The organism is Clostridium mobile (assembly GCF_018918285.1).
In the GTDB taxonomy this organism is placed as follows: Bacteria; Bacillota; Clostridia; order Clostridiales; family Clostridiaceae; genus Clostridium_AW; species Clostridium_AW mobile.
Genome location: NZ_JAHLQF010000002.1, coordinates 531,339 through 547,920, shown reverse-complemented (window position 1 = coordinate 547,920; position 16,582 = coordinate 531,339). Strand labels below are relative to the sequence as shown.

The window sequence follows — 16,582 nt, the reverse complement described above, 5'->3', positions numbered from 1 at the left end:
CTAACTTTATTTTTATAATAATTTAATACAAAGCTGTAAACTGCATCTTGTAAATCAATTGTAAAGCAAAGATACCATAAAATCCATTTCTGAATAGTACGGTATCTTAAGAAATTATTTAAAATACGACGTAAAAACACCGCAAAATTCAATTCTGAATAATACGGCGTTCAAGTAAATCATTGATTTTTGGTTGTGACGTTAAATTAAGAAGATTCTGTAATAAGGTTTGCTTTAGGTTTATGTTATTTTACTCGTTGAAACATTGGATGACTCTCTTTAAATTGAATTAAATCCCATAAGTTCCCATATAAATCTTTGAATACTGCAACAATACCATATGATTGTTCTTTTGGTTCTCTAACGAATTCAATTCCTTCTGCTATCATATCATTATAATCTTTCCAAAAGTCATCTGTCCCAAGGAATAAGAAAACTCTTCCTCCTGCTTGATTACCAACAAAAGGCATTTGTTTTGGTTTTGAAGCTCTTGCAAGTAATATTGTAGTTCCAGAGGAACCTGGCGGTGATACTACTACCCAGCGTTTATTTTGCTCTGGCTGATATGTATCTTCAATTAAGGTAAAATGAAGTTTTTTTGTGTAAAACTCAATGGCTTCATCATAATCTTTAACAACCAGAGCAATGTGTACAACAGATTGTATCATTTTATTAACCCTTCTTTCTTTGCAAATTACAAAGCCTTTTTACCATTTCGGCTTAACTAATAGTAATTATATCATAATTTAGTATCCTATTATTTTATAGACTAACTTCTTAACTATCTATGGTTTCATTTCATTAATTACATTTAGCCATACTTACTCTTTCATAAAATATTGCAAGCGTGATTGAATTAATATGAAAATTACAGCATATCTTCTATATATTTTAATAGCTACATAGAAAAGCAATAGTTTTAACACACCGTATGATTCAATTTTCAAAGAACATTATTTATATTTTAAATATCATATTTATGTTGTAGTTTATTTAAATTGCGAAATAAAAAACACCGCATATTCTTTTGAATAATACGGTATTTTAATAATATTTTTAATTTTGTTATATTTATACTGAAACTTAATTTTACTGTTACACTCTGATATTATACAGCATAAAATAGAAACACTATTTTTGATTCATTTCATCCTGTAAGTTTTTAAAAAACATCGATACATGATAACCGTCTGCAATTGCATGTGAGATTTGTATTGTAATTGGCATCACTAGTTTTGAATTGATTTCTTCATATTTTCCAAGAGTAATCATCTTGGTAATTTGATTTTCCTGTGTTTTTGAATTGGAAGAAAAATGTTCAAAATGCATCCAAGGTATGCAAGAAATATTAAATACATTGAGTGGTAAATCCATTTGAGGAACAATTGTGTTTGAATCAGCATATTTTGCAGTTACATTTTTATATTGCTTATCAAATTCAAGATAACTTTCTATCGGTTCTTCACACAGTGTAAAAAAGAGTTTACTCTTTTTGTTGAAGCTAGAGAATGTTGGAATAATTTTTTCCCATTCAATAACATTTCCATCAAGAATATCATATCGAAAATTTTGAATTGAATTCATTGCTTTATAAATTTTAAACAGTGTGTACGCATGAAAACTAATTGATTCTTGATTGCACTTTTGCACAGCAGTTGTTACATCTATTTTTATTGTAAATTCAATAGTAGTACCTACACTCGTAAAGTATCGAAAATAGTCTGCTCTATCAAATTCTTTCATGTCTATTATTTTGTATGATTTCATAGCATAACCCTCCAAATTCTAATTTATCGAGTAGTTTAATAAACAACTAGCTCACATAATAATACAATTATACAATAGTTATTATATCATTAATACCGTATTATTCAATTTTCAAAGAACATTATTCGTTGTTTAAATTTCAATGGTTACGTCGCTTTTTATTCATATTACGACGCAAAAAACACCGTAAAATTCAGGTTTGAATAATACGGTGTTCAAGTAAATCATTAATTTTTGGTTGTGACATTAAATTAAGAAAACTATGAGGCAAGAAACATGTTATATTATACTTTATCATTTATTAGTTGTAGGGCAAATAATCTGGAATGCTCAATTTTATCATTGGTTATAAAGGTAGATTTATATCCAAAGTCTCTTTCAGCAAGCATTCCAATATATTTTAGTTGGGAATGCTTACAATATCGTTTGATACCTTCTTCAAATAAATCTGCTCCTTCTTGTGGTTTATACCCACAGGTAGTTATAATAGCTAACTTTTTACCATTCCAAAGAGAAGGGCCTTTTTCATTACCATAATACTTATTCATTCCGTATACCAAACGATCCAATAATGATTTCATAGGTGGTGTACAGTACCATGAATAGATAGGTGTAGCTAAAATAATGACATCACAATCATATATTTTATCAAAAATTTCCTGCATGTCATCGTCATATCGACATCCAAAGATTGTCCAGTCTTTTTGGCAATTCCGACAAGCAGTACAAGGTTTGATATGTTTATCATAAAGCCAAATCAAATCATACTGAACTTGTTGAAGATTAAGTTCTTCAATAAAAGGCTTTAATAACTTAGATGTATTTCCATTTTTACGTGGGCTACCCATAAGAATGCAATATTTCATTTTATACCTCCATTCTAAAGATACTTCATAAAAATTTACTATTTTAACTTGAATAATACGGTGATCTAGTAAATTGTTACGTTAAATGCTCATAATCTTACTTGCACTTGATTTTTTCTTTTATCTTGTCAGATAGTCTAAAAACAAGCGTTAATACTATCACAATTAACCCTAAAGATAATAGCATCAACGCAATGTATGGTGTACCTGTAACCTGAGGAAAAACATTCTTAATTCCTGTTTTAATTAATAGTCCAAATGCTATGCCCAAAATTATAAAACAGCTTTTTTTAATCATATTGTCACCTCTGTCAAATATAAATAATCCTTAATGCACATTTATTTACAATTGCTTATTAACATATAAAAATTGTAGCACATCTTCCATATTCTTAACACTCTATTATTACACTTATGAATTGTAATTCTATTTTTAAGCACCGCAATATTCAGTTTTCAAAGATCCATTGTTCGCACTTTTAAATTCAAACGTTGCCTTGGAAATTTTTCATATTACAACGCAAAAACACCGTAAAATTCAGATTTATATGATACGGTGTTTTAGTAAATTATTCGTTTTTTATAGTTGATTCGTTAAATATAAATATTATGTACTAACTTTCCTTCCTATTTTCAAGTTCACTAATTGCTAAACAAATTAAACCAATAGATAGTAAAGTTATAGCACTTTTGCTTTCAAGTGTCTTTATTATATTTAGAACAAGCGTAGCGACCCCCATAGCCAAGCCAATAGATTTAAATATAAGTTTTTTTAAATCTTTATTCATTATTGTTCCTCCCTCAAAAATTCAATTAATACTAATTATTAAATTATATTGTATACTAACATTAGTTATCACAATAATTTAAACACAAGGCTACAGTCCATAACATCTTACAAGTGTGATTTAATCAATATGAAAATTACACCATATATTCTATATATTTTAATAGTTACATAGAAAAACAATATTTTTAAAACACCGTAAAATTCAGGTTTGAATAACACGGTGTTTTACAGCTTGTTCTCTTTTTCAGTTATTACTTTAAATAATAGTTTTGTTTTCTTCTAACCTTAAATATTTCTGTGTCCATGGGCATGCTAATATGCACCTTCCACAAATTCTTTCCTCTACTCCAAGTTTATCACTTCTTTTTCGCCCTTCATTTCTGCACTTAAAAGCATGAAAATAATTATCTCTATCCATATTTACCTTCCAATTAACTCCTAACACAGCATTAGCTGGGCATAAATTTTTACACATATTGCAAGCCCCACATTTTGATTCATTTGTTGGTAAACCCACCTCTAGTTTTGCATCAGTCAATACACTGGATAACCTTACAGCTGAACCAAACTCTTTTGTAACAAGTAACGCACACTTTCCAATCCATCCAATTCCTGCTCTAGTTGCTACTGTTTTATGCGGTAAAGTAGTTTTTAAAATCGTTTCATCTGTGGTGACGCTTTTCCTTATCTTAGGTAACGCTCTAAATCCATGGGATTTTATAATCTCCGCTGCATATTCATCAAGTTCATCTAGAAGGTTATTTTTCCTTATGTATTCATCATAATAATCTTTTGTTGGTCCACTCCCTATTCCAGAAATTATAGATGGATCCAGTGCTACTGCAATTGAGATTCCATATCTATAACCCTCTCTTTGGTTTTCTGGAATATCTTTTAAATCTGCAAATCCTACCATTGAGGCACCTTTTTCAATAAGCCTTTTTCTGATTTCTGCACTTAAGCAATCCACTTTTATCCCCCATTTCATCTATAATTAATTATTTAACTTTAATAATTATGACGCTTAAAAAGAATATTATGTATTACTATATCTATAATATAGGTTCATTTCCTATACATTTACCAGTTTATTTCTAAACCCACTCCAACTTCTTTTACATGCAAAGCTTTATGTATTTCTGCTCTAACAGCAAATGAAGTACAATGACAAGGGTATAATTCCTTTATATTGTTCTGTTTTAGATAATCGATAGTTTTATTAACCTGTTCAGTTACTTCAAATAAATGAAATCCTCCTATAACTCCTAATACTCGATTATCTTTACATACCTCTTTTGCATATTCAATTATATTGCATATCCCACTATGAGAGCATCCTGTAATAATATAAATGCCATTTTCATTTTTATATGCAAGAGCTGTATCATCTATTACATAATCATCAACAGAAGTCTGTCCAACAACTTGTTTACCAATAGGTTTTCTATTTTCAAAGTGGTTTATTTGAGGTATTTCTCCTAGAAAAGTTATATGTTTACTAACTTTTTTAGGTTCTTTTGAAAGAATTAGATTGCATTTTTCTTTTAATTCTTCCTCTAAAATAGGAGAACAAATTTTTAAATTGTCTATAAATTTTTCTTTAAATGCATCTGGATGAGCAATAATAGAAATATTATTTTTATTATTTTGTTCAAAGTAGTATTTTAATCCTCTTGTGTGGTCATCGTGGCCATGGGAAATAACAATAGTGCTTATATTTTCTAAATCTACACCTAATGCAGTTGAGTTTCTTAAAAATAAATCAGAATATCCTGTATCCAATAGTAAGCTAGTATCCTCATCTTCAATATAATACGAAACAGCAGGTTCGCCACAATAATATTGGTCAATGTATGTATTATTATCTACTAAAACTTTCAGTTTCACCCTTTTTTACTCCTTTATTTATGCTTAATAAGAATATTGTGCAATATTAAATATAAAAATTTGTATTATTTATCTTGTAATAATTTATGGTATCTTTCTTCATTCCTGTTCCAGTTTATAGGTAACATGATTATATTTCCTGTTATTAAACCAATGAATACAGGTGAATATTTCGTTATCTGATTAAGTTCCTTCCCTTGTGCTATTGTAAGGACTGTAATCATTGACCAATATCCTATAGTAAGTACTATAAGACTAGTTAGTATATATTTAGCTTTGCCTTTTTTTCTATATTTCTCCCAATTTTTAATAAACTTTTCGTTGTTTCTCAAAATAATCCCCTCGCTAAAAACTAATTCTAATTGTTTCTAACATATAAAACTCCACTTAATATCAGACCCACAGCTAAAAAAATCCAATTCTTATATATTACATAACCACTACATCCTAAGCATAACCAAATTAGGCTAGGTGCTATATTTTTATCTTTCTTGTTCTTTTTCGCCACTTCAACACCTCCCAAGATAACAAACTGAAATAAATAATCTTTATAGATTATGCTCATAATCTCTTGGATAAATGATAAAGCTTGTGCTCTTTGGGGCAATCTTCTAATACGCCGAAAATTTCATATCCATTTTTCAAATAAAAGTCTTTCGCCTGGAAATCATATGTACTCAGATATACAATATGGCAACCCATATTTCTCGCCTCAGTTTCCACAAGTCTCAATAATTGTTTCGCAACTCCCTGGTTACGAAATTCTTTTTTTACCCATAATGTGTCAATACTAAGAATGTGCCATAATGCTAAACATGCCAAGATTCCGCCAATAATCTTTCCGTTTTCATCTTTTATGCATCTATTAATACTGATAAACGGTTTTTCCTGTGAAAGCGGTTTTGATTGAAGGTTGAACTCCAGCAACATATTTCCGATATACTCAGCTTCTTCCTCCATTGGAATTGTTATTTCATATCCAAAATCCATTTTCCTCACACCTCACAAAATATAAATAATCTTTACTGCACATAATATTACTATTAAATTCCATATTACAATTATACCCTAATATATTCATTAATTATATATAGTTTCTTAATAACGTATTATTCAGTTTTTATGGCAATTATATTATATTTACGTTGTAATATTTTTGTATTACGACGTAAAAACACCGTAAAATTCAGATTTGAATAATACGGTGTTTTTATAAATTGTTCGTTTTTTAAGTTGTTGCGTTAAATAAGAATATTGCTAAGAAATCTGCTAAAGATTATGCTCATTTTATTTATAAACAAAAAAATTAAATAATGCAATTATTCCACTTGATGCAGTGGCTACAATTAATCCAATTAATGTACCAATAATGGCACCTTTAATATGATGAACGGGACTTTTATACTCTTTTACCATGTCCTCAGTGCCCGGAATAATTACTCGTTTGTTATGACAAAATAGCCATATATCTAATATAAATAAGTCATAAAGATTAACTACAAAAAATAATATAAATATATGTATAAAAGCTTCTATAAATCTTCTCGAACCAGAGGCCCATGCGATTATTGCCATAAGAATAATACATAATAATGCAAACAATAGTTTAATCGTAATATGTCTAGTTTCGTATTTTTTAATTGATGACCGATATTGGGGCAAACTTTCCACTCTTTGTCTAATCGCTGTAGGATATGACATTATGCAATTTAATGGATTTTTATATAGTGGTGGAAGCACCATTAAAGTAAATAGTCCACATATAATAATACATTGAATAATTAATACCATTATCCATAACCTCCTGACAAAATATAAATAATCTTTGTTACATAATGTACTACTATTGTTACTTAACTAATAGTAATTATATCATATTTATACACTAATACATGGTTTATTTGGGAATAAATACGAAATAATTTTACTTCCTAACACCGCATTATTCAATTTTCAAAGAACATTATTTATATTTTAATGTCTCTTTTAAATAGTCAATAGCATGTATTCCTTTATCTCCACTGCCACGATAAAATTTTGCTTCTTCTCCTATTTTGTTTACCAATTTAAAATCTTTACTTTTGATAATATTAATCATAAGCTCAAGAAACTCATTTAGATTATTTGATAAAACAATCTTATCATCTTCATCTCTTCCAAAATTTATAACTTGTCCTATAGTTCCATTTATATCTGGATCTAAATCTATACCAATGTGATTTCCCCATCCATCAGAGGCAAATGGAATCCAATGATCATTAGCATACAAACATTTTATTTTACCTTCATCAATTGATGTACAATACTCATCTAGAGCTTTTTCATCGGTAAATTTACACCACTCTTTCCATGTATATATAAGTACTTCTAGTGATATAAATTGTAATCCTAATATAGCACCTAAATAAACATTTTCCTCCCCATTAGTAATATTTCCATTATTACATTTGTACAGTTCTGCTAATTCACTTGGAAATGAAAATTCTAATACTTGTTCTGCTTCTTTTATTTGCTCATCTGTTACTCCTTTATTAAGATTATTATCATATTTCTTTATTACGAAACGTCTCCTTAACAATTTATTGTATTCGTTTATAATTTTACTCCAGTTTTCTCTAATGCAATTTGTATTATCTTTCACTTAATTCCTCCTAAAAATTATGTATACTTCAAAATACAATAATATGTGAAATTTCATTTTAAATATTTACTCTTTTTATTATTAGTACTTAATCAATATAAATTTATCCTTATTATAACACATTTTGTAAATATCGTATTATTCAGTTTTCAAAGAACATTGTTTATATTTTAAATATCATGTTTATGTTGTAGTTCATTTGTATTGCAACGCAAAAACACCATAAAATTCAGATTTGAATAATACGGTGTTTTAGTAAATTGCCCACTTTTCAACAGAAATAATATTTTTGTATTTATCTCATATCATTACATCCGCTCTTTATTCATTTCTCCTTGAAATATTAACCATTTTACATAAATTAGCATATTATAAATTATTAAACAGTAAAGGTGTGATGCTTATGCCAATGGCATATTTCGGTACAACAATTTATACAGTACAACCTGGTGATACTCTCTATAATATCGCTCGTAATCATATCACCACAATAGAAAATATATTAAAGTTTAACCCCAACATAGTTAATCCTAACCGTATTTATACAGGACAAAGAATCGTCATTCCATGGTCTCCTCCAGAGGCAATAATATATACCGTTAGACCTGGAGATTCACTTTACAGTATTGCTAGAAAATATGGGACCTTTGTTAGAAATCTAATTATGTTTAACTACTTGACCCCACCATATATTATTTATCCTAATCAACAGTTGGTTGTAACACCATCACTAGAATAAAATTTTAGCCGAGTTAATCTCGGCTCCATCTTTTTACACTGATTTGTTTTCTTTTAAATTTAAATATTTGTTCCATAATTTAGGATACAATATTATTAACGTTTAAACTACTATTGACAATTAAATTTGAATTTGGCTTTAAGGTAATCTTCTTTTTAATTCATTTATTACAGTTGTTTTTCCATCGCCTGATACAGCGGAAATTGCAATTACTATAGTTTTTTTCATAATAAACATTCCCTACACCAAAAATATTTATCAATTAAAATTAGAATATAGCTAATCTTCTTGATTCTTTTTTCGTTTGATATGTCCCATTGCTTGTCCGTTAATAACATTAGAAAAATTAATATATTGATTATTAATTTGTTTCCCAATTCTATCAAAAGAAGTTGTAAAAAGATCTTCTGTTCCATTCTCTACTTTATCTTTATCTGTATCATTTTTACTATAAGCACTCTCTACCCAGCAGATATATGTTCCATCAGGATATATAACAACACCTGAACTTTTAACTGGTGGAGAAAGGCTTCTTAATTCCTTCTGAGCTTCTGGACTACAATTATCATTAATAATTTTACAAATTTTATCTTTAAACTTTGCATCTTTCCCCATTTTTTCAAGTGTTTCATTTGAGATTACTACATTATTTAATGAATTACTATCTGTAGAATTCATCATATAATTATAAGAATCAAAGGAACATACATGCAGATTTGCATTATATTTACTTCTAAGCTCATTTTGGATACTATATGTAGATTGCTCGCTAATTTCTTTATTAAGTATATTACTAAATTGAGTGCTGTGGTTTGCAAATTTTTGTATGCTATTTTCAGACCTTTTATTACCCATACTATACACTGGTATAATTTCCATAAATATATCCTACCTTTTAAATAGTTTTAGTTCATATTTAATTACCATTCCGACTTTATTACTAGTAATTCTATCATGTATAACCAATTAATTCTAGATAACCCATATATGAAAGAAGATTTTCAAGCAATTTTTTCACCGTAAAATTCAATTTTGAATAATACAGTGTTTTAATAAGCTATTCTGCTTTTATTATTGTGACGTTAAATATAAACAATGAGAAGCTACTTTTTCCTCTTTTGGGCTTTGCTTTCTGCTTTTTTTATATTTTCAGCAACCCTGAATCTAACTATCTCGCTTATCAGTTCATAAGGCAACGGCTTATCTATTGGAAATTGCACGGCTCCTTTTGATCCTTTATACTCAGATAACTTAGGCTTGAATCCATCGATTCCGCTGGCACCAGGATAAAATCCAATATGCTTTTTATGGACAGCAAAGTGTACTAGGTTTCCGTGCAAAACGAAAGTTGGCATTTGCCAGCTCATCTTTTCTTCTGCATCTGGCGCTGACTCTTTTATAACCTTTCTTAGTGCTTGAAGCTTCTCCTGAATCTCAGGAGAAAACTGCAAAATATATTCATCAATTGATTTGAAGATATTTTTATTTTCTTCCATAATTTCTCCTTTCAAATTCACATTATATAACTATTTCAAATTAACTAATGGTAATTATATCATATTTGTATGGTTTCATATGGTTGTTTTTATAACTGATACAAAATATTTTTACTTTCTAACACCGTACTATAAAAATTATTTAATTGCTCCATTAGTACTTAAAGAAAGTTAGATTTTAATTTATTTAAATTGATTCATAAAAAAACACCGTATATTAATTTTGAATAATACGGTATATTAATAATTAATCATCCATTAAAAACAACTCTTCTACACTTGTTTCAAGAAATTTTGCAAGTTTCATTGCTAATTCTAATGTTGGATTATATTTATTATTTTCAATAGCATTAATGGTTTGTCTAGTCACATTCATTCTAATAGCTAAATCTTCTTGTCTATACCCTAGTTTTTTTCTGAATTCTTTAATTCTATTCTTCATTTTTACCTAACATCCTATTTTTGAAAATAAACTGGCATATAATTAATATAACATTTTGGGTAATAAACAAAAAGAATGGCAACCCAAATTTTGATGTAGTAATATACTCATATACTAACCATATAAATAGAAAAATTATAGTATAGAACCATGCTATTTTTATACTCTTTAGTGAAATATACATTTCCATTTCATCCATCTTTCTCATAATAATTGAACCTCCAAATGTAAAATAGTTTTTACATTTATATCTTATCAAATATTTATATAAATGTAAATAAGTTTTTACATTTTATTATTTACACCCTATTATTTATATTTTCAATTTCAATAGTTATATTAACATCTATTTAAATTGCTCCATAAAAAATACCATAAAATTCATTTCTGAATAATACGGTATCGTTAATTATTAATTTCATTGAAACTTTATCATTGTATTTCAGATATAGTCTCAAAAATTCGTGAATAAACATCTTCAATATTAGCTTGGTTTTCAATATCATTATATAAACCGTATTTCCAATAATTTAAAAAATCATCACGATATATAATGCCTGTTGCATACATTTGATCATTTGCATCATCTATATCCTCATATTTTTAATATATTTATAATTACTGGTTCTGCAAAGCAAGCTTTGCTACCAATTCACCATCTTGGATCTCACCTGTTTCCACAAAACCCAAAGATGTGTAAATTGCTTTTGCTACCTCATTCTCTGGTTCATAAGACAGGTAAACTTCCGAGGCCTTTCCATGTGGGAATGTCTTAATCAATTCAAGAGCTTTTACCATAGCTTCCTTACTATAACCTTTGCCCTGATATCCTTTGTCAATCATTAATCTACATACCCAATAGGTATTTTCATCATTACTCTCATCTGCTTCATTATATGATAACATTATAAAACCTACCATTATATCATTGTCATAGATGGCATAAGGCATGGGAATGCAATCATTATTCGTTAAAGCAACATAGGCCTCTGCAAGGCTACGTATATTACTCGCAACATAACTTTTTTGTTCTTCCTTTGGTTCTAATTTAATACATTCATCAAAGTTATCAAATGTGATTTTTCGTAGTTCTACCATAATTATCCCCCCTTATATGTATTAACCTAATTTATCACCTTTTTTAACAGGTTGTTCTGGTTGAATCAATACAACTCCTTGTTCAGAATAAGTTCCCATTACTAATACCTCTGACATAAAATCTGCAATTTGTCTTGATGGAAAATTTACTACTCCTAAAACTTGCTTACCTATAAGTTCTTCTTTTTTATAACATTCAGTAATCTGAGCACTGGATTTTTTTATACCAATTTTATCTCCAAAATCAACCCATAATTTATAAGCAGGTTTTTTGGCCTTTTCAAAAAATTCAACCTGAATAATCTCACCAACTCGTATATCTAATTTCATAAAATCATCAAAAGTAGCCATAATAACACCTTCCTATACAATATTATAAATTTATATTTTTTTACTTTTATATTACAAATATTCTTTAACCATTTTGAATAATACAAGGCGATCTAATGCTGTTGCTTTAACATAATAAAAAAGTACACCTCCAAATATTATAGATGTCTAACATTTGGGGTGCAATCCATTAATGCAGTTCTATTTGCTTTCTATAAATTGAATTGTCAATCCATTTGGATCTAACACAAAGAAAAATCTTGTACTTGGATTTGGTTGAAATGGACCAGCTTCAATCTTTATACCATTTTCCTCAAGGAGTACCGCCATTTTATCTAGGGACTCCACTTCAAAGCCTAAGGAAACATCCGCTCCCATATTAACCTCTTTAACTTCTTTATCATGTATTAATTCAACCTTTGTTTCTCCATCTCCTAAAAAGGCTATTTCCATTCCTGGACCAGCTTGAAATCTTTGGACAATTGGAAGTCCTACAATTCCAGTATAAAATTTTAAAGACTCTTCCATATCCTTAACAGTTAATGTACTCCAACAAAATTTCATATTGTCCCCTCCTCATTATTTATTATTGTTTTCTATAAAACCAAACTTTTTATATAGATTATAGGTAGGCTTATTATCCATAAGTAAATTATACCAATATACAACTAAATAAACCATAAAAAAGTTACCTCCCTTAATTATAGGCAGGTAACTAATTATTTAGTACTATTTTAAAGTACGTTTTAAGAATTCCTTTGTACGCTCTCTTTTTGGATTATTAAATATTTCTTCTGGCGTACCTTCCTCTTCAATAACCCCTTTATCCATGAATATTACACGATCAGATACATCTTTTGCAAATTCCATCTCGTGAGTTACTATTAACATGGTAAGTCCAGTTTCAGCAAGTTCCTTCATAACCTTAAGAACTTCTCCTACCATTTCAGGGTCAAGGGCTGAGGTTGGTTCATCGAAAAGCATAACATCTGGTTCCATGGAAAGAGCTCTGGCAATAGCTACACGCTGCTTTTGTCCTCCGGATAGTTGTTTTGGTTTTGCGTTAATATAATTCTCCATACCAACTACTTTTAAGTATTTCATTGCAACCTTTTCCGCTTCTTCTTTAGAACGCTTTAGCACCTTCATTTGTCCTACAGTACAATTGCTTAAAACATTGTGATTATTAAACAAGTTAAATTGTTGAAACACCATGCCAAGCTTTGTACGATAATCATAAATATCATGCTTTTCATCTAAAATATTTTCTCTATTATATATAATTTCTCCACCACTTGGTTTCTCTAAAAGGTTAATACAACGAAGAAGGGTTGATTTACCTGATCCAGATGAGCCAATGATACAAACTACTTCCCCTTTATTTACTGAGAAATCAACGTCTCTTAGAACTTCATGAGTTCCAAAGGATTTACTTAAATGTTTAATATCAATTACTTTTTCCATACTATCCCCTCCTTTGTCTAATTTCTAATCATATCTTCAGCTCTTGCAACCTGCATTTGATTGCCCATCATAATGTAATTATCAGGGCCATCTAATTTTCTTTCAATAAAACGTAAAATTCTTGTTATTGTAAATGTCATTACAAAATACAATACACAAGCAACAAAGAAGGTTTCAAAATACTTAAAGTTATTTCCTGAAACTGATTTTGTTTGGAAATATAGCTCTGTTACACCAATTACATTAAGAACAGAAGTATCTTTAATATTTATAACAAATTCATTTCCCGTTGCTGGTAAAATATTTCTAATTACTTGTGGTAACACTACGCTACCCATAGTTTGAATATGGTTCATACCTATAGCATGAGCTGCCTCAAACTGCCCTTTATCTATAGAAACGATACCTCCACGAATTATTTCTGACATATAAGCACCTGTGTTAACTGATACAATAAATATTGCAGCAGTTAATCGATTCATATCTATACCAAAAGCTTGGGCAGATCCATAATAGATTACCATAGCTTGAACAATCATAGGTGTTCCACGGAATATTTCTATATAAGCAGATAAAATTGCATTTACAACTTTTAAAATACTTCTTTTAGCTCCTTGTTCTGGAACTGGAATAGTACGTATAACCCCTACAAGCAAACCTATGATGGAACCTATAATAGTACCAATCATAGAAATTAATAGCGTAACGCCAGCTCCTCGAATGAACATTGGCCAGTTATCTTTGACAATATCTACTATCACCTGAAAACTCATAATTCTCCTCCTCTAAAAACATCTTGAAACCAAATGTTATAAATACACCTGGTTTCAAATATTAACTATTTCGCTGCCGGCTGATTTTTAATAGCATCATCCATTATTTTTGTACGTTCTTCTTCTGAAATACCTTTTAATATTTCATTAATTTCTTTAGTTAATTCGCTACCCTTTGTAACACCTACAGCAATTGCAGTGTCATCATCTGAAGTAGTAAATCCATCTTTAAATTCCACCATTTTAAAATTTGAGTTAATAGATTCTGCACTAATGCCTTCTGGACGTTCTGATACGTATCCATCAATCATTCCTGATTCAAGAGCAACTCTCATTGCTGGGAAGTTGTCCATTGCTGGCTGTTTGGCTACACCATTTATTTGGTCTATTACTGAATAGTGGAATGTGTTTAATTGAGCAGTTACCTTTGCTCCTTTGAAATCTTGTATAGAAGTTGCACCTTCATATTGTCCACCTTTTTTAACAACCATAACTAAATTTGATTTATAGTAATTATCTGAGAAGTCAATTGACTCTTTACGTTTTGCTGTTGGTGACATACCAGCAATAATTGCATCTATTTTCCCTGAAGTTAATGCTGGTACAAGACCATCCCATTCTGTTTTAACCACAACTAATTCTTTTCCTAATCCATCTGCAATCTTCTTAGCCATTTCTATATCGTATCCACCTGCATACTCCGCATTTCCATCTATTTTTATTGCTCCATTTGAATCATTCATTTGAGTCCAATTAAATGGTGCATATCCACATTCAAGACCAACTTTAAATGTGTCTGATTCTACTTTAGCTTGATCCTTTGAACCTTTAGATCCACAACCTGTAAAAAGCATAATTGCTGATAATGATGCTGCTAAAAGCATTGATATTTTTCTTTTCATAGTATTTTCTCCCCCATTTTTTTATTATTTAAAATATTTTTAAACGCAAAAAAGACCTGAGATGAACTCAGGTCACAATACACATACAATTGTTCCTAATTCCTCTTCTTTCCCTAGAATGAGATAGCTCAACTCAATAAACCGGGAAGTTTATTGAGACAGTCCTGCAGTTTTTAGCTGCAGACCCAGCATGTAATACTGAGAATATTACAAACTTCGGCGACATTTCCTTCTCCTTAGTATCAATGCTTCTCAAACTCCTCTAAGGACTGTTAAATATCGCGCCTCTACCTCACTTGTGAAAGTGAGGCCTTATTAAATTTTGTTATATAAAGCTTACAACAATATTTTACATTTGTCAACCTGAATTTGAAATTTTTCAAAATTAAACTTTCATATTATTGATAGATCTATAGACTTATATTAGAATTATAGTAAAAGATATGCTACACAATTATCAATATAATTTAGTTTAAAAACATAAAGACTAATAATCTTTAATTATAGAATAATGAATAATAGGAGGTTTTGTAATTGAAAAAAACGATTATTTATTACTTTAGTGGTACAGGTAATACCTGGTGGATAGCAAATGCACTTCAACAACAATTGGCAGCACAAAACCATCAAGCCCAATCTTATTCTATTGAAACACTCACCCCAGAAAATGTACTAGAACAAGTTAAAGATGTCAATCATATTATATTTGGTTTCCCAGTATACGGCTCAACAGCTCCAAAGTTCATGATTAATTTTATTAATCAATTTCCAAATGCAACTAATGACCAATCTGCTAGCATATTTGCCACTCAAGCATTAGCCTCTGGCGATACTGCTTATCATATAGGCAAAATGCTTATTCAAAAAGGTTATAGTCTCAAACAAACAATGCATTTTAGAATGATGAATAACTTTCATATACCAAAATTCAGATTTTATCGGCCTAAGAATGATTATCGTGTTGATAAGCTGCACCAAAAGTCTCTGCCAAAGGTGAAAAAATTAGCACTTGCAATCACTAATAATCAAGAGCACATCATTGGTAAAAATATTATAGACTATCTTCTTGGTAATTTTCAGCGAAGTCATATTGATAAGGTGATTGATATGATAAGTAAAGAATTTAAGATTGACTCAACACACTGTGTAAACTGTGGCAAATGTGAGCGTATATGTCCAACTCAAAACATCAAAAAGTGTGGGGACACTTATAAATTTGGAGATAATTGCATGTTGTGTTTACGTTGTTACTGCCAGTGCCCTAAGTCTGCAATTCTTATTGGAGAAGGTACAAAAAATGAAATTAAGTATCCACGGTATAAAGGCCCTGAAAAATATTTTGACATTAATGTGTTGATGAAAAATAATCGTTAGTGTCATATATTCG

The 16,582-nt window shown here is 29.5% G+C and carries 24 protein-coding genes and 1 riboswitch; of the genes, 2 read left to right on the top strand and 22 right to left on the bottom strand.

The window, feature by feature from the left end; genetic code table 11:
• Positions 1 to 245 precede the first annotated feature (245 nt).
• From KQI86_RS08750 to KQI86_RS08695, 12 genes are all read right to left on the bottom strand, one after another.
• Complete coding sequence (locus tag KQI86_RS08750; RefSeq protein ID WP_216438892.1) at positions 246 to 668, bottom strand: VOC family protein; 423 nt, start codon at positions 666 to 668, stop codon at positions 246 to 248.
• A 463-nt stretch (positions 669 to 1,131) separates the two neighbouring features.
• Positions 1,132 to 1,767, bottom strand: coding sequence for a CatA-like O-acetyltransferase (locus KQI86_RS08745; RefSeq protein WP_216438891.1), 636 nt, complete (start codon positions 1,765 to 1,767; stop codon positions 1,132 to 1,134).
• A gap of 284 nt (positions 1,768 to 2,051) precedes the next feature.
• Complete coding sequence (locus tag KQI86_RS08740; protein ID WP_216438890.1) at positions 2,052 to 2,633, bottom strand: flavodoxin family protein; 582 nt, start codon at positions 2,631 to 2,633, stop codon at positions 2,052 to 2,054.
• A 97-nt stretch (positions 2,634 to 2,730) separates the two neighbouring features.
• A complete protein-coding gene (locus KQI86_RS08735; protein ID WP_216438889.1) occupies positions 2,731 to 2,904 on the bottom strand; it encodes a hypothetical protein in 174 nt (57 codons plus the stop codon).
• Positions 2,905 to 3,247: 343 nt separating this feature from the next.
• Complete coding sequence (locus KQI86_RS08730; protein ID WP_216438888.1) at positions 3,248 to 3,421, bottom strand: hypothetical protein; 174 nt, start codon at positions 3,419 to 3,421, stop codon at positions 3,248 to 3,250.
• A 258-nt stretch (positions 3,422 to 3,679) separates the two neighbouring features.
• The gene (locus KQI86_RS08725; RefSeq protein ID WP_216438887.1) at positions 3,680 to 4,393 is read right to left on the bottom strand and encodes an epoxyqueuosine reductase; all 714 of its coding nucleotides are present in this window, start codon (positions 4,391 to 4,393) and stop codon (positions 3,680 to 3,682) included.
• Between the two features lie 110 nt (positions 4,394 to 4,503).
• Positions 4,504 to 5,310, bottom strand: a complete 807-nt coding sequence (locus KQI86_RS08720; protein WP_216438886.1) for an MBL fold metallo-hydrolase — start codon at positions 5,308 to 5,310, stop codon at positions 4,504 to 4,506.
• A gap of 65 nt (positions 5,311 to 5,375) precedes the next feature.
• Positions 5,376 to 5,642 carry a hypothetical protein gene (locus tag KQI86_RS08715; protein ID WP_216438885.1) on the bottom strand — a complete coding sequence of 89 codons (267 nt, stop codon included), beginning with the start codon at positions 5,640 to 5,642 and terminating at the stop codon, positions 5,376 to 5,378.
• A gap of 26 nt (positions 5,643 to 5,668) precedes the next feature.
• Positions 5,669 to 5,818 carry a hypothetical protein gene (locus tag KQI86_RS08710; RefSeq protein WP_216438884.1) on the bottom strand — a complete coding sequence of 50 codons (150 nt, stop codon included), beginning with the start codon at positions 5,816 to 5,818 and terminating at the stop codon, positions 5,669 to 5,671.
• Between the two features lie 53 nt (positions 5,819 to 5,871).
• Positions 5,872 to 6,300: a GNAT family N-acetyltransferase gene (locus KQI86_RS08705; protein WP_246582725.1), complete on the bottom strand. Its 429-nt coding sequence runs from the start codon at positions 6,298 to 6,300 to the stop codon at positions 5,872 to 5,874.
• 297 nt (positions 6,301 to 6,597) lie between these two features.
• Complete coding sequence (locus KQI86_RS08700) at positions 6,598 to 7,101, bottom strand: hypothetical protein (protein ID WP_216438883.1); 504 nt, start codon at positions 7,099 to 7,101, stop codon at positions 6,598 to 6,600.
• Positions 7,102 to 7,273: 172 nt separating this feature from the next.
• Positions 7,274 to 7,951 carry an SMI1/KNR4 family protein gene (locus tag KQI86_RS08695; protein WP_216438882.1) on the bottom strand — a complete coding sequence of 226 codons (678 nt, stop codon included), beginning with the start codon at positions 7,949 to 7,951 and terminating at the stop codon, positions 7,274 to 7,276.
• Positions 7,952 to 8,360: 409 nt separating this feature from the next.
• Here KQI86_RS08695 and KQI86_RS08690 point away from each other — a divergent pair, with 409 nt between their 5' ends.
• Complete coding sequence (locus KQI86_RS08690) at positions 8,361 to 8,690, top strand: LysM peptidoglycan-binding domain-containing protein (protein WP_216438881.1); 330 nt, start codon at positions 8,361 to 8,363, stop codon at positions 8,688 to 8,690.
• Positions 8,691 to 8,969: 279 nt separating this feature from the next.
• On the opposite strand, the gene KQI86_RS08685 is transcribed toward KQI86_RS08690, so the two are convergent.
• The 10 genes from KQI86_RS08685 to KQI86_RS08640 all read right to left on the bottom strand — a co-directional run bounded on the left by KQI86_RS08685 (position 8,970) and on the right by KQI86_RS08640 (position 15,195).
• Positions 8,970 to 9,545: a DUF6033 family protein gene (locus tag KQI86_RS08685; protein WP_216438880.1), complete on the bottom strand. Its 576-nt coding sequence runs from the start codon at positions 9,543 to 9,545 to the stop codon at positions 8,970 to 8,972.
• 248 nt (positions 9,546 to 9,793) lie between these two features.
• Entirely contained in the window at positions 9,794 to 10,186 is a 393-nt protein-coding gene (locus KQI86_RS08680) for an iron chaperone (RefSeq protein WP_216438879.1), read from the bottom strand.
• 247 nt (positions 10,187 to 10,433) lie between these two features.
• Positions 10,434 to 10,628, bottom strand: a complete 195-nt coding sequence (locus KQI86_RS08675; protein ID WP_216438878.1) for a helix-turn-helix transcriptional regulator — start codon at positions 10,626 to 10,628, stop codon at positions 10,434 to 10,436.
• Complete coding sequence (locus tag KQI86_RS08670; protein WP_216438877.1) at positions 10,618 to 10,836, bottom strand: hypothetical protein; 219 nt, start codon at positions 10,834 to 10,836, stop codon at positions 10,618 to 10,620. Before KQI86_RS08670 ends, KQI86_RS08675 begins: the two co-directional genes overlap by 11 nt.
• A gap of 410 nt (positions 10,837 to 11,246) precedes the next feature.
• Positions 11,247 to 11,726, bottom strand: coding sequence for a GNAT family N-acetyltransferase (locus KQI86_RS08665; protein ID WP_216438876.1), 480 nt, complete (start codon positions 11,724 to 11,726; stop codon positions 11,247 to 11,249).
• 21 nt (positions 11,727 to 11,747) lie between these two features.
• Positions 11,748 to 12,077, bottom strand: a complete 330-nt coding sequence (locus tag KQI86_RS08660; protein WP_216438875.1) for a tRNA-binding protein — start codon at positions 12,075 to 12,077, stop codon at positions 11,748 to 11,750.
• Between the two features lie 180 nt (positions 12,078 to 12,257).
• Complete coding sequence (locus tag KQI86_RS08655; RefSeq protein WP_216438874.1) at positions 12,258 to 12,620, bottom strand: VOC family protein; 363 nt, start codon at positions 12,618 to 12,620, stop codon at positions 12,258 to 12,260.
• Positions 12,621 to 12,785: 165 nt separating this feature from the next.
• On the bottom strand, positions 12,786 to 13,520 hold the full coding sequence (locus tag KQI86_RS08650) for an amino acid ABC transporter ATP-binding protein (protein WP_216438873.1): 735 nt from the start codon (positions 13,518 to 13,520) through the stop codon (positions 12,786 to 12,788).
• A gap of 17 nt (positions 13,521 to 13,537) precedes the next feature.
• The gene (locus KQI86_RS08645; protein ID WP_216438872.1) at positions 13,538 to 14,293 is read right to left on the bottom strand and encodes an amino acid ABC transporter permease; all 756 of its coding nucleotides are present in this window, start codon (positions 14,291 to 14,293) and stop codon (positions 13,538 to 13,540) included.
• Positions 14,294 to 14,358: 65 nt separating this feature from the next.
• Positions 14,359 to 15,195: a transporter substrate-binding domain-containing protein gene (locus tag KQI86_RS08640; protein ID WP_216438871.1), complete on the bottom strand. Its 837-nt coding sequence runs from the start codon at positions 15,193 to 15,195 to the stop codon at positions 14,359 to 14,361.
• 116 nt (positions 15,196 to 15,311) lie between these two features.
• Positions 15,312 to 15,493, bottom strand: a riboswitch (Lysine riboswitch).
• A 236-nt stretch (positions 15,494 to 15,729) separates the two neighbouring features.
• Here KQI86_RS08640 and KQI86_RS08635 point away from each other — a divergent pair.
• Positions 15,730 to 16,569, top strand: a complete 840-nt coding sequence (locus KQI86_RS08635; protein ID WP_216438870.1) for an EFR1 family ferrodoxin — start codon at positions 15,730 to 15,732, stop codon at positions 16,567 to 16,569.
• Positions 16,570 to 16,582 lie beyond the last annotated feature (13 nt).

Bases quoted from the DNA above. Each gene is read 5' to 3' on its own strand.
- KQI86_RS08750 (WP_216438892.1), bottom strand. From the start codon at position 668: ATGATACAATCTGTTGTACACATTGCTCTGGTTGTTAAAGATTATGAT.
- KQI86_RS08745 (WP_216438891.1), bottom strand. From the start codon at position 1,767: ATGAAATCATACAAAATAATAGACATGAAAGAATTTGATAGAGCAGAC.
- KQI86_RS08740 (WP_216438890.1), bottom strand. From the start codon at position 2,633: ATGAAATATTGCATTCTTATGGGTAGCCCACGTAAAAATGGAAATACA.
- KQI86_RS08730 (WP_216438888.1), bottom strand. From the start codon at position 3,421: ATGAATAAAGATTTAAAAAAACTTATATTTAAATCTATTGGCTTGGCT.
- KQI86_RS08705 (WP_246582725.1), bottom strand. From the start codon at position 6,300: ATGGATTTTGGATATGAAATAACAATTCCAATGGAGGAAGAAGCTGAG.
- KQI86_RS08700 (WP_216438883.1), bottom strand. From the start codon at position 7,101: ATGGTATTAATTATTCAATGTATTATTATATGTGGACTATTTACTTTA.
- KQI86_RS08690 (WP_216438881.1), top strand. From the start codon at position 8,361: ATGGCATATTTCGGTACAACAATTTATACAGTACAACCTGGTGATACT.
- KQI86_RS08685 (WP_216438880.1), bottom strand. From the start codon at position 9,545: ATGGGTAATAAAAGGTCTGAAAATAGCATACAAAAATTTGCAAACCAC.
- KQI86_RS08680 (WP_216438879.1), bottom strand. From the start codon at position 10,186: ATGGAAGAAAATAAAAATATCTTCAAATCAATTGATGAATATATTTTG.
- KQI86_RS08675 (WP_216438878.1), bottom strand. From the start codon at position 10,628: ATGAAGAATAGAATTAAAGAATTCAGAAAAAAACTAGGGTATAGACAA.
- KQI86_RS08670 (WP_216438877.1), bottom strand. From the start codon at position 10,836: ATGAGAAAGATGGATGAAATGGAAATGTATATTTCACTAAAGAGTATA.
- KQI86_RS08665 (WP_216438876.1), bottom strand. From the start codon at position 11,726: ATGGTAGAACTACGAAAAATCACATTTGATAACTTTGATGAATGTATT.
- KQI86_RS08660 (WP_216438875.1), bottom strand. From the start codon at position 12,077: ATGGCTACTTTTGATGATTTTATGAAATTAGATATACGAGTTGGTGAG.
- KQI86_RS08655 (WP_216438874.1), bottom strand. From the start codon at position 12,620: ATGAAATTTTGTTGGAGTACATTAACTGTTAAGGATATGGAAGAGTCT.
- KQI86_RS08650 (WP_216438873.1), bottom strand. From the start codon at position 13,520: ATGGAAAAAGTAATTGATATTAAACATTTAAGTAAATCCTTTGGAACT.
- KQI86_RS08645 (WP_216438872.1), bottom strand. From the start codon at position 14,293: ATGAGTTTTCAGGTGATAGTAGATATTGTCAAAGATAACTGGCCAATG.
- KQI86_RS08640 (WP_216438871.1), bottom strand. From the start codon at position 15,195: ATGAAAAGAAAAATATCAATGCTTTTAGCAGCATCATTATCAGCAATT.